General features: G+C 62.9%; 17 protein-coding genes. 11 read left to right on the forward strand and 6 right to left on the reverse strand.

Features of this window, described 5'->3' with window-relative positions:
• Positions 1-69: 69 nt before the first annotated feature.
• Complete coding sequence (locus Q0082_RS10215; RefSeq protein ID WP_298192151.1) at positions 70-288, reverse strand: DUF1192 family protein; 219 nt, start codon at positions 286-288, stop codon at positions 70-72.
• Between the two features lie 128 nt (positions 289-416).
• Here Q0082_RS10215 and Q0082_RS10220 point away from each other — a divergent pair, with 128 nt between their 5' ends.
• Both Q0082_RS10220 and Q0082_RS10225 read left to right on the forward strand, forming a co-directional pair.
• Positions 417-1,421 carry an NAD(P)H-quinone oxidoreductase gene (locus tag Q0082_RS10220; RefSeq protein ID WP_298192206.1) on the forward strand — a complete coding sequence of 335 codons (1,005 nt, stop codon included), beginning with the start codon at positions 417-419 and terminating at the stop codon, positions 1,419-1,421.
• A 135-nt stretch (positions 1,422-1,556) separates the two neighbouring features.
• Complete coding sequence (locus Q0082_RS10225; RefSeq protein ID WP_298192152.1) at positions 1,557-2,264, forward strand: DUF1013 domain-containing protein; 708 nt, start codon at positions 1,557-1,559, stop codon at positions 2,262-2,264.
• A 77-nt stretch (positions 2,265-2,341) separates the two neighbouring features.
• Here Q0082_RS10225 and Q0082_RS10230 read toward each other — a convergent pair whose 3' ends face one another.
• Both Q0082_RS10230 and Q0082_RS10235 read right to left on the reverse strand, forming a co-directional pair.
• On the reverse strand, positions 2,342-2,731 hold the full coding sequence (locus Q0082_RS10230) for a polymer-forming cytoskeletal protein (protein WP_298192154.1): 390 nt from the start codon (positions 2,729-2,731) through the stop codon (positions 2,342-2,344).
• On the reverse strand, positions 2,703-3,962 hold the full coding sequence (locus tag Q0082_RS10235) for a peptidoglycan DD-metalloendopeptidase family protein (RefSeq protein WP_366522543.1): 1,260 nt from the start codon (positions 3,960-3,962) through the stop codon (positions 2,703-2,705). Before Q0082_RS10235 ends, Q0082_RS10230 begins: the two co-directional genes overlap by 29 nt.
• Before the next feature lie 241 nt (positions 3,963-4,203).
• Between Q0082_RS10235 and Q0082_RS10240 the strand changes: the two genes are divergently transcribed.
• The 9 genes from Q0082_RS10240 (at position 4,204) to Q0082_RS10280 (ending at position 11,546) form a co-directional block, all read left to right on the forward strand.
• Positions 4,204-5,514 (forward strand): glutamate-5-semialdehyde dehydrogenase, encoded by a 1,311-nt coding sequence (locus Q0082_RS10240; RefSeq protein ID WP_298192156.1) that lies wholly within the window; start codon positions 4,204-4,206, stop codon positions 5,512-5,514.
• Positions 5,511-6,170 (forward strand): nicotinate-nucleotide adenylyltransferase, encoded by a 660-nt coding sequence (locus Q0082_RS10245; RefSeq protein ID WP_298192209.1) that lies wholly within the window; start codon positions 5,511-5,513, stop codon positions 6,168-6,170. The genes Q0082_RS10240 and Q0082_RS10245 overlap by 4 nt, the downstream gene beginning before the upstream one ends.
• Before the next feature lie 102 nt (positions 6,171-6,272).
• On the forward strand, positions 6,273-6,680 hold the full coding sequence (gene rsfS / locus Q0082_RS10250; RefSeq protein WP_298192211.1) for a ribosome silencing factor: 408 nt from the start codon (positions 6,273-6,275) through the stop codon (positions 6,678-6,680).
• A 74-nt stretch (positions 6,681-6,754) separates the two neighbouring features.
• Positions 6,755-7,180, forward strand: coding sequence for a 23S rRNA (pseudouridine(1915)-N(3))-methyltransferase RlmH (locus tag Q0082_RS10255; RefSeq protein WP_298192213.1), 426 nt, complete (start codon positions 6,755-6,757; stop codon positions 7,178-7,180).
• The gene (locus Q0082_RS10260) at positions 7,173-8,393 is read left to right on the forward strand and encodes a peptidoglycan DD-metalloendopeptidase family protein (RefSeq protein ID WP_298192157.1); all 1,221 of its coding nucleotides are present in this window, start codon (positions 7,173-7,175) and stop codon (positions 8,391-8,393) included. The genes Q0082_RS10255 and Q0082_RS10260 overlap by 8 nt, the downstream gene beginning before the upstream one ends.
• Before the next feature lie 96 nt (positions 8,394-8,489).
• Complete coding sequence (locus Q0082_RS10265; protein WP_298192160.1) at positions 8,490-9,830, forward strand: S41 family peptidase; 1,341 nt, start codon at positions 8,490-8,492, stop codon at positions 9,828-9,830.
• 4 nt (positions 9,831-9,834) lie between these two features.
• Positions 9,835-10,332: a disulfide bond formation protein B gene (locus Q0082_RS10270; protein ID WP_298192161.1), complete on the forward strand. Its 498-nt coding sequence runs from the start codon at positions 9,835-9,837 to the stop codon at positions 10,330-10,332.
• On the forward strand, positions 10,322-10,837 hold the full coding sequence (locus tag Q0082_RS10275) for a demethoxyubiquinone hydroxylase family protein (RefSeq protein ID WP_298192164.1): 516 nt from the start codon (positions 10,322-10,324) through the stop codon (positions 10,835-10,837). Before Q0082_RS10270 ends, Q0082_RS10275 begins: the two co-directional genes overlap by 11 nt.
• A 163-nt stretch (positions 10,838-11,000) precedes the next feature.
• Entirely contained in the window at positions 11,001-11,546 is a 546-nt protein-coding gene (locus Q0082_RS10280; RefSeq protein ID WP_298192215.1) for a hypothetical protein, read from the forward strand.
• Between the two features lie 15 nt (positions 11,547-11,561).
• On the opposite strand, the gene fabI is transcribed toward Q0082_RS10280, so the two are convergent.
• The 3 genes from fabI to Q0082_RS10295 all read right to left on the reverse strand — a co-directional run bounded on the left by fabI (position 11,562) and on the right by Q0082_RS10295 (position 14,404).
• Positions 11,562-12,395: an enoyl-ACP reductase FabI gene (fabI, locus tag Q0082_RS10285; protein WP_298192166.1), complete on the reverse strand. Its 834-nt coding sequence runs from the start codon at positions 12,393-12,395 to the stop codon at positions 11,562-11,564.
• A gap of 13 nt (positions 12,396-12,408) precedes the next feature.
• On the reverse strand, positions 12,409-13,281 hold the full coding sequence (locus Q0082_RS10290) for a YhjD/YihY/BrkB family envelope integrity protein (RefSeq protein WP_366522545.1): 873 nt from the start codon (positions 13,279-13,281) through the stop codon (positions 12,409-12,411).
• 178 nt (positions 13,282-13,459) lie between these two features.
• Entirely contained in the window at positions 13,460-14,404 is a 945-nt protein-coding gene (locus Q0082_RS10295; protein ID WP_298192168.1) for a DnaJ C-terminal domain-containing protein, read from the reverse strand.
• Positions 14,405-14,453: the final 49 nt, after the last annotated feature.

Below are 14,453 nucleotides of genomic sequence, written 5' to 3' on the forward strand. Positions count from 1 at the left end.
GGTCGGACCCGATGTCCGCCTTGGTGACGATATGGGTACGCCGCCCGCTAACGTGAAGGGCGGCGCAGCTCATGATCCACTGCCCTGTGGTGAGGGCGCACCAAACAGAGCCTCCGCCGCCCGCCGATGAGCAGCAGCCTTGTCCCGATGAGCAATCACGCGAGCGATCTCTGCTTCAAGTCGCGCGACCCGTTCATCGAGTTCATGGTGAGAATAACTGTCAAGCGGCTCCAGCGCCAGTTGGCTGGCCAGATCGCCTTTCGGGCGCGGGCGCTCTTCTAGTTCCATCACCCGTACTTTGTGACCGCATGAGCCTTGCTGTCAACCGGCTCCGTAGGTACTTGGCGCAGCTAACTGTTAACCAACTCGCGGCGCGAACTGATACCACGCGGCCGCATCGGATCAGGGGGCATGGCATGAAGCCGGTACCAGCGACGATGATCGCCGTGGGATTTGATTCGCCCGGTGCGCCTGATGTGCTTCGGCCGGAAACCATGCCCGTCCCGGCGCCCGGCCCCGGTCAGGTCCTTGTCCGTGTCGCATATGCTGGCGTCAACCGCCCCGACGTCATCCAGAGGCAAGGATTCTATCCGCCACCGCCAGGTGCTTCCCCCATTCCCGGCCTCGAGATTTCGGGCCAGATAGTCGCGACGGGTGCTGGCGTTACGACGCCTTTCGTTGGCCAGATGGTGTGTGCGCTTGTCGCTGGTGGCGGATATGCCGAGTACTGCGTGGCCGAGGCTGCGCTATGCCTGCCTGTGCCGGAAGGTTTGCCGCTTGATCAGGCGGCGGCGTTGCCGGAGACGCTGTTTACGGTCTGGCACAATGTGTTCGAACGCGGTTGGGCGACTGAGGGCGAACGTGTGCTGGTGCATGGTGGCACCAGCGGAATCGGCACCATGGCAATTCTGCTTGGCAAGCTCTTCGGCCTTGAGGTGATCGTGACATGCGGCGGGCCAGACAAGTGCGCCGCGGCCCTCGCGCTCGGTGCGGCTCATGCCATCGACTACAAAGCCACCGATTTTGTCGAGGAAGTGGCGCGAATCACTGAGGGCGCCGGTGTGCATCTTGTGCTCGACATGGTTGCCGGCGATTACGTGGCTCGAAATCTGAAGTGTCTTGCGGAAGACGGACGTCACGTGACCATCGCAGTCCAGGGCGGTGTCCGGGCCGAGCTCAACATGGCCGAAGTCATGCGGCGCAGATTGACGCTTACTGGCTCAACGCTGCGACCTAGATCAAATGAATTCAAAAGCTTGCTTGCCGACGAGATCCACAAGACCGTGTGGCCGCTGGTTGCCGAAGGGCTGCTTCGGCCGGTGATGGACAGGGCCATTCCGCTTGATGAGGCGGCAGCTGCGCATGCGCGGATGGAAGCCGGGGCGCACATCGGCAAGATTGTGCTTGCGGCCAATCCATGAGGCACAGAGCCACTCTGGTACGCGAATCGTAGGTAATGGGCTTGCCGTAGGCAGCCCCGTCGCCTACATCGCAGGCACGATGGCCGCTCCGCAAGGGGCGGCCCTTATTGTTTCCGCTGTCCGGAGGGGCTCCCCTTGAGCAACCAGTCAACCTTTCCGCTGATGCCTCATGCCACGGCATCGTGGCTTGTCGACAACACCGCACTGACCTTCGAGCAGATTGCCGAATTCTGCGGCCTGCACATCCTCGAGGTACAGGCCATGGCCGACGATCTGGCCGGTGCCAAATACACCGGCCGTGATCCGGTCCATTCGGGTGAACTCACTCAGAGCGAGATTGAGCGCGGGCAGGCCAATCCCGAGTATCGGCTGCGGATGCAGAAGGCGCCGATCGCGGTAAGCCGAACAAAGGGCCCGAGATACACGCCGGTATCCAAGCGGCAGGACAAGCCCGACGGCATCGCCTGGATTCTGCGCCATCATCCAGAGATATCGGATGCTCAGATCGGCAAGCTGATCGGCACGACGCGCAATACTATTGCGGCGATCCGGGATCGCAGCCATTGGAATATCTCCAACATCAACCCGAAGGACCCGGTTACGCTCGGTCTCTGCTCTCAGCGTGAACTGGATGCATTGGTAGCAAAGGCGGCAAAGCGGGCCGGGATCGAGGAAGACGATACGGCAAGCAATCTGCGTCTGGGCAGTGACCGCGAAGCGCTGATCGAGGAGCTGCGTGCCGAACGCGAAGCCCAGGCCAAGGCCGCATCGCAGGCTGCGCAGGAAGCCGAAGCAGCCGCATGGCTTGAGGCGCGGCGGGCAGAAGGCCTTTCCGACAGCTGATCGGCTGTCAGCAGTTGCTGTCACACGAAGGCCTTGGCCTTCTCAAAACCCCTCTCTCGCGAGAGGGGTTTTCTTTTCTAGCTAGCTAAATCCAAAAGCGTATTGCTATCGACGGGCTCTAGGCCGTGGCTGAGACGACCGTCGATATGGGCGCCCTGCTCGATCGTCAGAACATCGTACTTTACATCGCCGTGAATGCGGGCGGTCTTGAGTACCACAAGCTGGCTCACCTCGATGCCGCCGCGCACCGTCCCGGCCAGCCGAGCGGTCTGTGCGCGAATGGCGCCATGGATTGCGCTCGCTTCGCCTTGCACAAGGCCCGAGCACGTGATGTCGCCTTCGATATGGCCATCGATGTGCAATTCCGCGCTGGCGGTAATGTCACCCTTCACGGCAAGATCGGCCCCGAGCACGGAAAAGGTTGGCGCGGCCATAGCGTTAGCCTGCCCGGCCGTCCGGGAGATCATGTCCGTTCCCGGTACTGGCTTTTTGGAAAACATGCGGCATCGCCTCCAGAAACGGTCGCGGATCTACCGGACGGTCGGCGATCCGCACTTCAAAATGCAAATGAGGTCCGGTTGAGCGACCACTACTGCCGATCGCGCCGATGATCCGGCCCGGCTCGACGACCTGCCCAACGCGGGCGAGGATCCGCGACATGTGCGCGTAGCGGGTCAGCAAACCATTGCCATGGGTGATTTCCACACAGTTGCCATAACCCTGCTTCATACCGGTGAAGCTCACCGTGCCAGTTGCCGCAGCGAGGATGGGCGCACCGATCGGACCGCGGAAATCCAGTCCGGCATGGAATGCGCCGCCGCCCGTAAACGGGTCGACACGGTAGCCGAACCCGCTCGAGATATAATCAAGACTGGCTGGAAGCGTGTTCGGAATGCGGACCAGCGCCTGTTCCATCGCGCTCATGCGGGCGAGACTGGCACCAAAACGGGCAAACCGTGGATCAAGACTGTTGCCGGGGCCCGTGAACATGGGAATCAGGGGGCCGCCCATCGCGTTTCGGTTTGATGCCGCCACAAGGCGCGGATTCAAGCCAAGACGTTGCATCGCCAACTCTGCGCGGGCCGATCGCGCATCGGCATAGCGGGTCAGTGCCTCGATGAACGCAAGCTGCCGCTTCTCGATCTGCGCGAGGCCGGTCGCTTCGGGCAGGATCATCGAGATCTTGCGTACGGTTTTGCTTGCTTCCTCGGTGCTATCAGAAACTGTCCCCGTCGGCAGTGTCTTCGGGAGCGGCCCGATCGCGCCCTGCACGCTTTTTTCGATGAAATCCTGGCGCTTCGCCAGATCGCTCGCGACAGAGCCAATACCCGATCGATATTTCGCCACTCTGCTTTCGGCCGTTGCGACGGCAGCCTCGCGTTCCAGCAATGAAGCCTGATTATAAACGGCGATGGCTTGGCTAATGACCATCCAGCCCATCATCAGAACCCAGAGCAGAACGGCGCCAGCGACTGCGCCCGCCACACGCATCTGCATTCGCGCCGAAACGCGAATGAAACGGACATGCCCGTTGGAGCGCATGAAGAATTCACGGTCGGGGAACCAGTTGCGGACGCGCTCATTCAGAGTTTGCCAGCGCGACTGCGGCTCACCACCTTGCGCAGGCGGCTTCGCCTTGGCCCGAGTTGTTGCAGGTAAGATAGCGACCCCCGTCCCTATGCGTTGCTTTATCGTCACGCGGGAGCGAGCCGCTTAGTCGTACCCCTCGTGCTGGTCGAATCGGCAGGGCGCGGAGCAGGATGAGTCGTGCATTTGTGTCGATGAAGCGTGACCATCAAGGGATGAAGATCGCGAATTGCCCCATCACATCGCCAGTTATGGCCAAGGTAAACCGCCAAGTATTAGCGACTCGGCGGGGCGCTGGGCTCGCAAATCCATTCGGGCTGACAGGCTTGTCCCGTGGTGGTAAGGGCGCGCCATGAACGCACTCGTATCCGCTTCTCCTGCTGTCGCTTCTGATCCCCAAGGCGGGGAAGTTATCGATGCGTCGGCCCTTGTCTTCAGGCTCGCGCGCGCCGGACGCGCGGCGCAACGTTCGCTTGCCATTATGCCGTCTTCGCGGCGGGCAGAAGCGCTGCAGCTTGGTGCAGCGGCGCTTCGGCGTGCGGCGCCGACAATTCTGGAAGCCAATGGTCAGGATGTTGCCGACGGCGTCGCGGCTGGGCTCTCGGCTGCCATGGTGGACAGGCTGCGCCTTGATGAGGCGCGGATCGAGGCGATGGCTGCGGCTTTGGAACAGGTAGCCATACTTGACGATCCTGTCGGCCGGATCATGGACGAAAGTCGGCGCCCCAATGGCATTGTGCTGCGCCGGGTGCGTGTCCCGATCGGCCTGATCGGCATCATTTACGAAAGCCGTCCCAATGTCACCGCCGATGCCGCTGCGCTCTGCGTTCGCTCAGGCAACGCAGCTCTGTTGCGGGGCGGCAGTGAGGCGGCCCGATCGAATCGGGCGATCCACGCCGCGCTGGTTGAAGGCCTGGTCGAAGGCGGAGTACCCGCCGAAGTCGTGCAATTGGTGCCGACCCAGGACCGCGCCGCCGTCGGCGCCATGCTCGCGGCTGGTGGATTGATCGACATGATCGTCCCGCGCGGCGGCAAGAGCCTTGTGGCCCGGGTTCAGGCAGATGCGCGCGTGCCCGTGCTTGCGCATCTGGACGGGATCAACCACACCTATATCGACAGGTCTGCAGATCCTGCCATGGCGCGGGATATTGCGCTCAATGCCAAGATGCGCCGAACGGGTATTTGCGGGGCCATGGAGACGCTGCTGGTAGACGCGCAATTCCCTGATCCCCATGGGCTTGTCGCGCCGCTGCTGGGGTCTGGCTGCGAATTGCGCGGAGATGCCCGGGCCTGTGCGATCGATCGCCGGATCAAACCAGCTGATTCGGCCGACTGGGACACCGAGTATCTCGATGCCGTTCTCTCCGTGGCCGTGGTCGATGGCCTTGACGGCGCGCTTGAGCATATCGCGCGCCATGCTTCGGGCCATACCGACGCCATCGTCACCGATGACGATGACGCCGCAGCGCGCTTCCTTTCAGAAGTCGACAGCGCGATCGTGATGCACAATGCCTCAAGCCAGTTCGCCGATGGCGGAGAGTTTGGTTTGGGTGCGGAAATCGGCATCGCCACTGGGCGGCTTCACGCTCGCGGACCGGTCGCGTTGGAAGGACTCACCACTTACAAGTGGCTAGTGCTCGGCTCCGGTCAGATCCGACCCTGAAACCCGTGCTTACCGGTCTGCTGGGCGGCAGCTTCAATCCGGCGCACGGTGCGCATCGTCGGATCAGCCTTTTTGCCCTCGGCGCTTTTGGGCTCGATGAAGTGTGGTGGCTCGTGTCGCCTGGAAACGTGCTCAAGCCTGCCGCTGGCATGGCGCCACTCCAAGCCCGCTTTGCTTCGGCTCGCAAGGTTGCGCGCCGCGCTCCGATCCGGGTCACGGCGATCGAGAGAGAGCTTGGTACACGCTATACCCTGGACACGCTTCGCAAATTGAAGCGCCGGTATCCACGGCGGCGATTTGTGTGGCTGATGGGCGCCGATAATCTGGCGCAGTTCCACCGCTGGCGGGGCTGGCGCCTGGTCGCGCGCGAGATGCCGATTGCTGTTGTGGCTCGTCCGGGCTATGATGCACCTGCGATGGCGAGCCCCGCCATGGCATGGCTGCGCCGCTGGCGCCGGCGGCACAGTCAGGATTTTATTGGCGCGAAGCGGAGCGCCCCGGCGCTGATCATCTTGCGCTTTGACCCCGATGCCCGATCAGCAACGGCGATCCGTGCGGCTGATCCTGAATGGCATCGCCGCGCAGAATCCCTGTATCAGCGTGATATGCTGACCCACCGGGCCATCGTGACTGCACCTGAGGCGACGACGCGTTGAGCGTTGGCCTGCCTTGGCTTTTTTGTCGGCCGCAATGCACCGGCCAACGTTCTTCAAACCGGAGTCATTGAACCGTCAGCCATGGAGACCATCTACACACCCATGACCAGTCTACAGTCCCTGCCGGTCGATGCCGGCATCACCTCCGGTTCTGCAACCGGATCTCTGGCCGCAGCGCCCGGGTCCGTGCTAGAGCTGGTCCTTCGCTCGCTTGACGATGATCAGGCTCAGGACGTTGTGACGATCCCGCTTGAGGGCAAGAGTTCGGTGGCAGATCACATGGTGATCGCGTCCGGCCGCTCAACCCGGCAGGTTGCCGCCATGGCGCAAAAGCTTGCCGAACGCATCAAGCAAGGCGGTTTCGGACATGTCCGGATCGAAGGCCTGCCCGCAGCAGACTGGGTCCTCATCGATGCGGGCGACATTGTTGTCCACTTGTTCCGGCCGGAAGTGCGCAGCTTCTACAATCTTGAGCGCATGTGGGCCTTTGGAGACCAGGGCGCAGCCTGACGCTGGCAAATGTGCTCCACAGGTCCGGGCGAGCGGGGATTCATTGCGCCGCCGTTCTGGGCTAGGGCTTGAGCATGCTGTTGCACGTGATCGCCCGTGGAAAGATTGGCCGCTCGCCCGAAGCCGAGCTGGTTGACCGCTATGCGCGGCGGATAACATGGGGCTTCAAGGTCACCGAGCTGCCCGATCGTGGCGGCACGATCCCGGCCCCTGCAGCCACGCCCGTGCGCACTGTGGCGCTGGATGAGCGCGGTGAACATCTGAAATCAACGGCATTCGCCGCCCTGCTGGGCCGATGGCGCGATGATGGCGTGCGCGAAGTGCGCTTCCTCATCGGTGCTGCGGATGGACACGATGCGGCACAGCGCGGTGAAGCGGACCTTCTCCTCGCGTTTGGTGCGGCTACATGGCCGCACATGCTTGCCCGGGCCATGCTTGCTGAGCAACTCTGGAGGGCCACAAGCATCCTCTCCGGTCACCCGTACCATCGCGATGGCTAGCGTTGTGACGTCACGCTCTGCATTCATCGCCACCGCTTTGGCGCTGGTATGCGCGGCCACCTGGCAAGCTGTGGCGCAGGACGCACCTTTTGAGTCCGCAGATGCGGCCGGCGATGCGCTGCGCGCGGCATCGCGGGCTCTGGCCGAGGCTCGCCAGCGCGGCGATGTGCTCGAGGAAGCGGCCCGGCGTGCCACAGCCGCAGCCGACCGTACCGCCAGTGAGGCGGCTGCGGTCGCCGCGCGAATCCAGCAGTCGGAGGCCGAGATCGCGCTCGCGCAGGCCCGCGTGCGGGAGATTGATCGCCAGCGGGCTGCCTTGAGGCTGCGAATCGCTGTCCGTCAGGAACCCGTGGTGCGTCTGACTGCTGCCATGCAACTGATGTCCCGCCGTCCGCTCGTCTTCAGTCTCATGCGCGCTGATACGCTGCGTGAGACGGTCTACCTGCGCGCCATCCTCGAGACGATGCTCCCCGAGGTTCAGCGCCGTACCGCTGGACTACGCTCGGAAATCGTCCGCGGTCGCCAGTTGCAGGACCGGGCACGGCGCGCGGCGGCGAACCTCAAGGCAAGCGAAGAAGTGCTTACGGTGCGGCGCCAGCAACTCGTCGCCGTCGAGAGTCGCCAGCGGATTGCCTCTCGCAGCGCGCAAGGCATTGCCAGCCGCGAAGCTGACCGGGCCTTGGCACTTGCGGAGGAGACGCGCGATATCGCGGCCCTCATGGAACGGTTGCAGTCCGACGGCACGCTGCGCAGCCAGCTTGCTGCCTTGCCGGGGCCTGTTCCTCGGCCCGATCGGCCCAGTTCCATGCTCGTTCTCGACGAACGAGCACCGGCGCGGCCCGCGGGTGAAAGTCTTTCATGGATCATGCCGGTCAATGGCCGCATCGTCAGCGGGTTTGGCGACGCGACCGGCGCCACGCGCTCAATCGGCGTGACCCTGGCGCCTGCAGCGGGCGCGCAGGTGGTCGCACCGGCAGCCGGCAGGATTGCGTTTGCCGGCGATTATCGGGGCTTCGGTCGGATTGTCATCATCGATCATGACAGCGGCTGGACGTCGCTGATCACCAATCTTGGGCGCCTCGACGTCTCTGTTGCTGCAAAGGTGGTGCAAGGATCGCCAATCGGCCTCGCCGGGCCCGGACGCCCCACGGTGACGATCGAGTTGCGCAAGGATGGAGTGCCGGTCAATCCGCTGGCATTTGTTGGCCGCTGATTGCCCTTTTGGCGTGGCCCCGGCGCATCTGGCGTTAATGCTCCCGGCTCTATAGAAGCAGGGCCAAGGCCCTGCACTCTCTGCCGAAAGACGATCATGGCGTTCAAGTTCGTTCCCCTGCTGCGTGCCGCTGCACTTGTCAGCGCTGTTGCGTTCATTCCGGCGACGACGGCCGGCCTTGCCGCGGTGGACGCGCGGTCCGGGCCGGAGTTCGGCAAGCTGATGGCGGTCTACGAACGCATCAAGACGAGCTATGTCGAGCCAGTCGATGACGACAAGCTGATCAAGGGCGCGATCAATGGCATGCTGGCAGCGCTCGATCCGCACAGTTCATATCTTGATGCCCGGGATTTCGAAAACCTTCGCACGCAGACAGACGGTTCCTATGGCGGGCTGGGCCTTTCGGTCACCATGGATGATGGCGCGGTCAAGGTGATCGCGCCCACGAAGGGCAGTCCTGCAGATGCCGCAGGCGTCAAGGCCGGAGACTACATCACCCACATCAACGGCAAGCTGATCTACGGCGGCACGCTTGATGAGGCGGTTGATCAGATGCGCGGACCTCCGGGCACGTCGATCGGGCTCACCCTGTTCCGGACCGGCCGTGATGAACCGATCGAGGTCAAGATCACACGGCAAATCATCGAGCTCAAGCCGGTGGACTGGAAGGTCGAGAACAACATCGGCGTGATCTCGGTCTCAAGCTTCAGTGCCAATGTCGGCAGCGAAGTGCTCGACGCGTTCAAGCAGGTCAAGGCAAAGACCAATGGCAGGATCGCAGGGCTGGTGCTCGACCTGCGCGGCAATCCGGGCGGCTTGCTCGATCAGGCCGTCGCGCTTTCCGACCTGTTCCTGGATCATGGCGTGATCGTTTCGCAGCGCGGCCGCTATGCCCGCGACAACGAGACCTACAATGCCGAATCCATGACCTCGGGCGACATTGCAAAAGGCATCCCGATGGTTGTCCTGATCAACGAGGGTTCTGCCTCGGCATCCGAGATCGTCGCCGGTGCCTTGCAGGACCAGCATCGCGCGGTGCTGATGGGCCAGCGCAGCTTTGGCAAGGGCAGTGTGCAGACGCTTATGCCGCTTACGCGTGATACCGCGCTCAAGCTTACCACAGCGCGCTACTATACGCCGTCCGGCCGATCGGTCCAGGAAGGCGGGATCGATCCAGATATTGCCGTGCCGCAGATCTCCGACCCTGATCTTCGCAAGCGCGCGCTCCGCTTCTATCGCGAGAGCGACCTGCGCGGCCATCTGATCAACGAGATCAAGGATGACAAGGACCTCGAGCGCGACAAGGTCCAGGACCCGCGCTTCAAGATGACTCCCGAGGAGCTGAAGACCAAGGGCATCGACGACTTCCAGCTTTACTACGCTCTGCAAACGCTGGGGCGGACTGCCCCTCAGGCGCTCGCCTCGCGCAAGCGGTGATCCCATGGCGAAGACGATGACAGGCGCCCTGCAGGCTGCGTACCTTGCGGCGTTGGTAGTGCCGGGGACGCTGATCCTGGCAGTCTACGTCGCGCAATACGGCTTTGGACTTGCACCCTGCGATATGTGCTGGTGGCAGCGTTATCCTCACTTTGTCGCAATAGCGTTTGCCATCGCCGCATTCGCGGTGCGCGGAACGCGGCTGGGCGCAGCTTTGGTTCTGCTGGCTGCACTGGCCATCGGTGTCAGCGGCGTGATTGGTGCGTTCCATGCCGGTGTCGAGTATGGCTGGTGGCAAGGGCCGACCGCGTGCTCATCGACCAGCCTTGGAAATGACCCGCTTGCGTCGATCATGAACGCGCCGCTGATCCGGTGTGATACGCCGGCCTGGACACTCCACGGGGTGAGCCTCGCAGGCTTCAACTTCCTGATTTCAGCGTCCAGTGCGCTCCTGATCCTTGCGCTCCTGGGCCGCCGCAACAAGGGAACTCATGATGACTGAAACACGCGAAGCAATGGTGCGGGTGAATCAGGCGGGTGAGTTCGGGGCGATTCGCATCTACGCCGGGCAGCTTGCCGTGATGGGTGACCGGACAGCGATCTCGGGCGAGATCGCGACTATGGCGCAGCAGGAAGCCGCACACCGAGAACGTTTCGATGCCTTGCTCGTGAAGCGCGGCGTGCGTCCCACTGCGCTGCAACCGCTCTGGTCTGCAGCGGGATTTGCGCTTGGCGCAGCGACAGCGCTCATCGGTCCCGAAGCGGCAATGGCCTGCACGGCAGCGATCGAAACCGAGATTGACCGCCACTACACAGCGCAGCTCGAACAGCTCGGTGACGACGATCCCGAGCTTTCCTCGATGATCCGCGAATTTCGCGACGACGAACGCGAACACAGGGATACCGCGCTTGCCTCCGGGGCCGAGCGCGCTCCGGCCTATCCGCTGCTGTTCAATGCGATTCGCATGGGCTGCCGGGCGGCGATCGCGGTGTCGAAACGCCTTTGAACGTGCAGCCCCTGATCCACCGCAAGGGTCGGACTTCAGCTATCGTTCACGCCATACAGGCCTTATACCGGCTGGTATGACCCTCAGTTGGAGCCACCCTGCGATGACGCGCCATTCTGCCGCTGCCCTTGCCCCCGCTTTGGCCCTGATCGCGCTTCTGGGAATGCCGCTGCCGGCGATCGCGCAGCTGCAGGACAATCCGACCGAAAAGATCAACCAGCTGATCGTTTACGGGGATGATCCCTGCCCGGCTTCGACCGATGGATCGATCACGGTTTGCGCCCGCAAGGATGAATCCGAGCGATTCCGCATTCCCAAACCGCTTCGCGACAACCCCAATGCTTCCGTCAATCAGGGATGGACCCAGCGTGTGAAGGCCTACGAGACGGTCGGTGCGTTCGGCGTCAATTCCTGCTCGCCCGTTGGCGCTGGAGGCGCCACAGGTTGCATGTCACAGCTGATCAACAGCGCTTATGCCGAAAAGAAGCAGGGCAGTGATGTACAGTTCGGCAAGCTCATCGAAGAAGAGCGCGCCAAGCGGCTCAAGACGATCGATGCCGATACGGCCGCCGAACAGGCCCGCGTTGAAGTGCTGGAAAAGGAATACGAGGCGAAGCTGAAGCGCGAGCGGGATGGCGAGCCGGCTACGACGGCAACGCCCGCTACGTCTTCGCCGACCACGCCTCTGGTCGCCCCGCCCCAGCCCTGAGTATCGCCTATCCCGTCAGCCTAGCGCGATGTCGGGCGCATCTTCCTGCTTCATGCCCACGGTATGGTAGCCCGAATCGACGTGATGCACTTCGCCCGTCACGCCCGAAGACAGGTCGGACAACAGGTAGAGACCCGCTCCGCCCACGTCGTCGATCGTAACATTGCGCCGCAACGGCGAATTGAGTTCGTTCCACTTGAGGATGTAGCGGAAGTCCCCGATGCCGCTTGCCGCGAGCGTCTTGATCGGCCCGGCGGAGAGTGCGTTGACGCGAATGCCTTGCGGGCCACAGTCGTTGGCAAGATACCGCACGCTGGCCTCCAGCGCGGCCTTTGCGACACCCATGACGTTGTAGTGCGGAACGACCTTCTCGGCACCGTAATAGGTGAGCGTCAGGATTGAGCCGCCGCCTGTCAGGTTGCCGTGCTCGTTCTCGACCTGCGGCATCATCGCTGCCGCGCGCCGGGTGACAGCCACCATGCTGTACACCGAGATGTTCATGGTCATCAGGAAGTTATCGAGCGAGGTGTCCATGTACTTGCCTCGCAGTTCGGACTTGTCCGAAAAACCGATGGCGTGAACGACGAAATCGATCGTCGGCCAGCGCGCGGCAAGCGTGTCGAACGCTGTATCGAGCGCCGCCATGTCCGAGACGTCGCATTCGATCAGGAAATCGCTGTCGAGGCTGGCAGCCAGCGGGCGCACGCGCTTCTCGAGCGCGTCACCCTGATAGGAAAAGGCCAGTTCAGCACCCTGTTCGCGCAGCTTGCGGGCGATCCCCCACGCAAGCGACTTGTCATTGGCGAGGCCCATGATCAGGCCGCGCTTTCCTTCCATAAGTCCTGTCATGCGACCCCTTGCTTCACTCGTCCTGTTGCGTCTGCACGGCCGTGCCGGCTTTTGCGGCGCGGGCCCGGTTGTCGGCCAGCCCAACTGGATTCCGCTCTTCCGGCGTTTCGGCCAGGGCAGCATTGAGTTCGGCTCCTACGACCATCCCTAGGCCAATCAGCCAAAAAAAGAAAAGCGTGATCATCACACCCGCCAGACTGCCGTACGTCAGATCATAGACGAACAGGTTGCGCAGAAGCTTGGGAAGGATCGTGGTGACTGCCAGCCACCAAAGCGTGACGAAGAGGGCGCCTGGCCACTTCGGGTAGATCCGGGCACTGTACGCACCTGGCGTCAGCGAGATGAAGAGCAGCCATAGCGAACCGAACAAGATGAGTGCGGGGATCACGCGGGAAAGCGCCAGCGTGTCGATCAGATCCGTTGCTCTTGGCAGAAAGGTCGTCACCGTCTCGAGCACAGTTCCGATAAGCACCTGCGCCGCGATCGAGATGAGGATCAGGATGATCGACGCAATGATGAGCCCTGTTGACATCAGGCGGTAGCGCCAGAAGGCGTAGACGAGCCCAGTCCCGTACGCCCGGCGCAGGATGTCCCGGATCGTCTCCATCAGACTGCCTACCGTCCACAGGCCCACGAGCCCGCCGATCCAAAGCAATCCGCCCGTCCGCGCCTCGATCACGGTATGAGCCACGGGCGAGAGGAAGTTCGCAACCACCGGCGGCATGGCCATCAGGACAGTGTTAATTGCCGCATTCCGATCGTTGGCCTCGCCGACCAGCGAGAACAGCGCGGCGCCGGTGATGAAGAAGGGGAACAGGGCGATGAGCACCATGTAGGCGAAATTGCCTGCGTGGATCGTGCCGTCATAGATGACCCCTGCCCACACCCTGCGGAGCACTTCCCGTGCGCGGAGACGGGGCGAACGCTTCGTGCTTGTGCCCGCTGGGTCCGTGCTCGTTGTTAGCGCCGCGCGGCGCCGTGCTTCCGGAGAAAGGTCTGCCACCGGCTGGCTGGGTTCGGCGGTGCCTGGGGGCGTCCGCGCAGTGGCGTCGCCATTCATAGCGCTAGACTGCAAACCTGGCGCGCAAGTCGCGGCTGTCACGCCACCCCTCGAGGCGTGTCTTGAGATCTGCATCCTCGGCGGGGATATCGACGAGCAATGTCACCAGCTGGTCCCCACGTTCGCCATTCTTGCGCGTGAAGCCGCGGCCTTTGAGTCGGAGCGTTTTGCCGCTGGTGCTTCCCGGCGCAATTGTCATCATTACCGGGCCTTCAACCGTAGGAATACGGACCTTAGCGCCCTCTACCGCCTCGTCGAGACTTATCGGCACCTCAAGCAGGATGTTGTCGCCATCCCGCTCGAAATACGGGCTGGCCTGAATCTCGATGGTAACGATGGCATCGCCGAAGCCGCCGGGACCTTGCTCACCCTTGCCGCCCAGGCGGACCTGCTGCCCATCGACCAGGCCGGGTGGCAGCTTGATATCGATGGTCTTGCCATCGGCCAGGGTAATCCGTTGCGGTTCGCGGCGAGCCGCCTCATTGAAAGGAACCTTCAGGGTGTAAGTGACGTTAGCGCCGCGCGGGGCTGGACGACGGCGCGCGCCTGCGCCTGGGCCTGATCCCATTCCGCCGCGCCCGCCAAACAGGCCTTCGAAGATGTCGCCCAGGTCAATGCCCTCGCTGCCTGGCCCGCCAAATCCTTCAAAACCATCATGGCGATAGCCGCGCTGCGCTCCTGCAAATCCACCGCCACCTCCGCCACCGAAGCCGAAGGGGCCGGCCGGGTTGCCGTCAGCATCGATCTCTCCGCGGTCGAACCGGGCGCGCTTGTCCTTGTCGGAAAGCAGATCATAGGCCCGCGTTACTTCGGCGAAGCGCTCGGCAGCGTTCGGCTTTCCCGCATTGCGATCGGGGTGCAGTTCCTTTGCCAGCGTGCGATACGCGGACTTGATGTCCTTCTCGCTTGCAGTGCGCGGCACGCCAAGAATGGAATATGGATCAGCCATGCCCTCTAGCTAGGGTCACGACTGCCTACCCGCAAGGCTCGCTTTGCAC

This window comes from Novosphingobium sp. (assembly GCF_027489515.1).
In the GTDB taxonomy this organism is placed as follows: domain Bacteria; phylum Pseudomonadota; class Alphaproteobacteria; order Sphingomonadales; family Sphingomonadaceae; genus Novosphingobium.

Coding starts and splice junctions, on each gene's coding strand:
- Q0082_RS10220 (WP_298192206.1), top strand. CDS start 417: ATGAAGCCGGTACCAGCGACGATGATCGCCGTGGGATTTGATTCGCCC.
- fabI (WP_298192166.1), bottom strand. CDS start 12,395: ATGACAGGACTTATGGAAGGAAAGCGCGGCCTGATCATGGGCCTCGCC.
- Q0082_RS10255 (WP_298192213.1), top strand. CDS start 6,755: ATGCTGTTGCACGTGATCGCCCGTGGAAAGATTGGCCGCTCGCCCGAA.
- Q0082_RS10260 (WP_298192157.1), top strand. CDS start 7,173: ATGGCTAGCGTTGTGACGTCACGCTCTGCATTCATCGCCACCGCTTTG.
- Q0082_RS10295 (WP_298192168.1), bottom strand. CDS start 14,404: ATGGCTGATCCATATTCCATTCTTGGCGTGCCGCGCACTGCAAGCGAG.
- Q0082_RS10270 (WP_298192161.1), top strand. CDS start 9,835: ATGGCGAAGACGATGACAGGCGCCCTGCAGGCTGCGTACCTTGCGGCG.
- Q0082_RS10275 (WP_298192164.1), top strand. CDS start 10,322: ATGATGACTGAAACACGCGAAGCAATGGTGCGGGTGAATCAGGCGGGT.
- Q0082_RS10280 (WP_298192215.1), top strand. CDS start 11,001: ATGCCGCTGCCGGCGATCGCGCAGCTGCAGGACAATCCGACCGAAAAG.
- Q0082_RS10240 (WP_298192156.1), top strand. CDS start 4,204: ATGAACGCACTCGTATCCGCTTCTCCTGCTGTCGCTTCTGATCCCCAA.
- Q0082_RS10265 (WP_298192160.1), top strand. CDS start 8,490: ATGGCGTTCAAGTTCGTTCCCCTGCTGCGTGCCGCTGCACTTGTCAGC.
- rsfS (WP_298192211.1), top strand. CDS start 6,273: ATGACCAGTCTACAGTCCCTGCCGGTCGATGCCGGCATCACCTCCGGT.
- Q0082_RS10230 (WP_298192154.1), bottom strand. CDS start 2,731: ATGATCTCCCGGACGGCCGGGCAGGCTAACGCTATGGCCGCGCCAACC.
- Q0082_RS10215 (WP_298192151.1), bottom strand. CDS start 288: ATGGAACTAGAAGAGCGCCCGCGCCCGAAAGGCGATCTGGCCAGCCAA.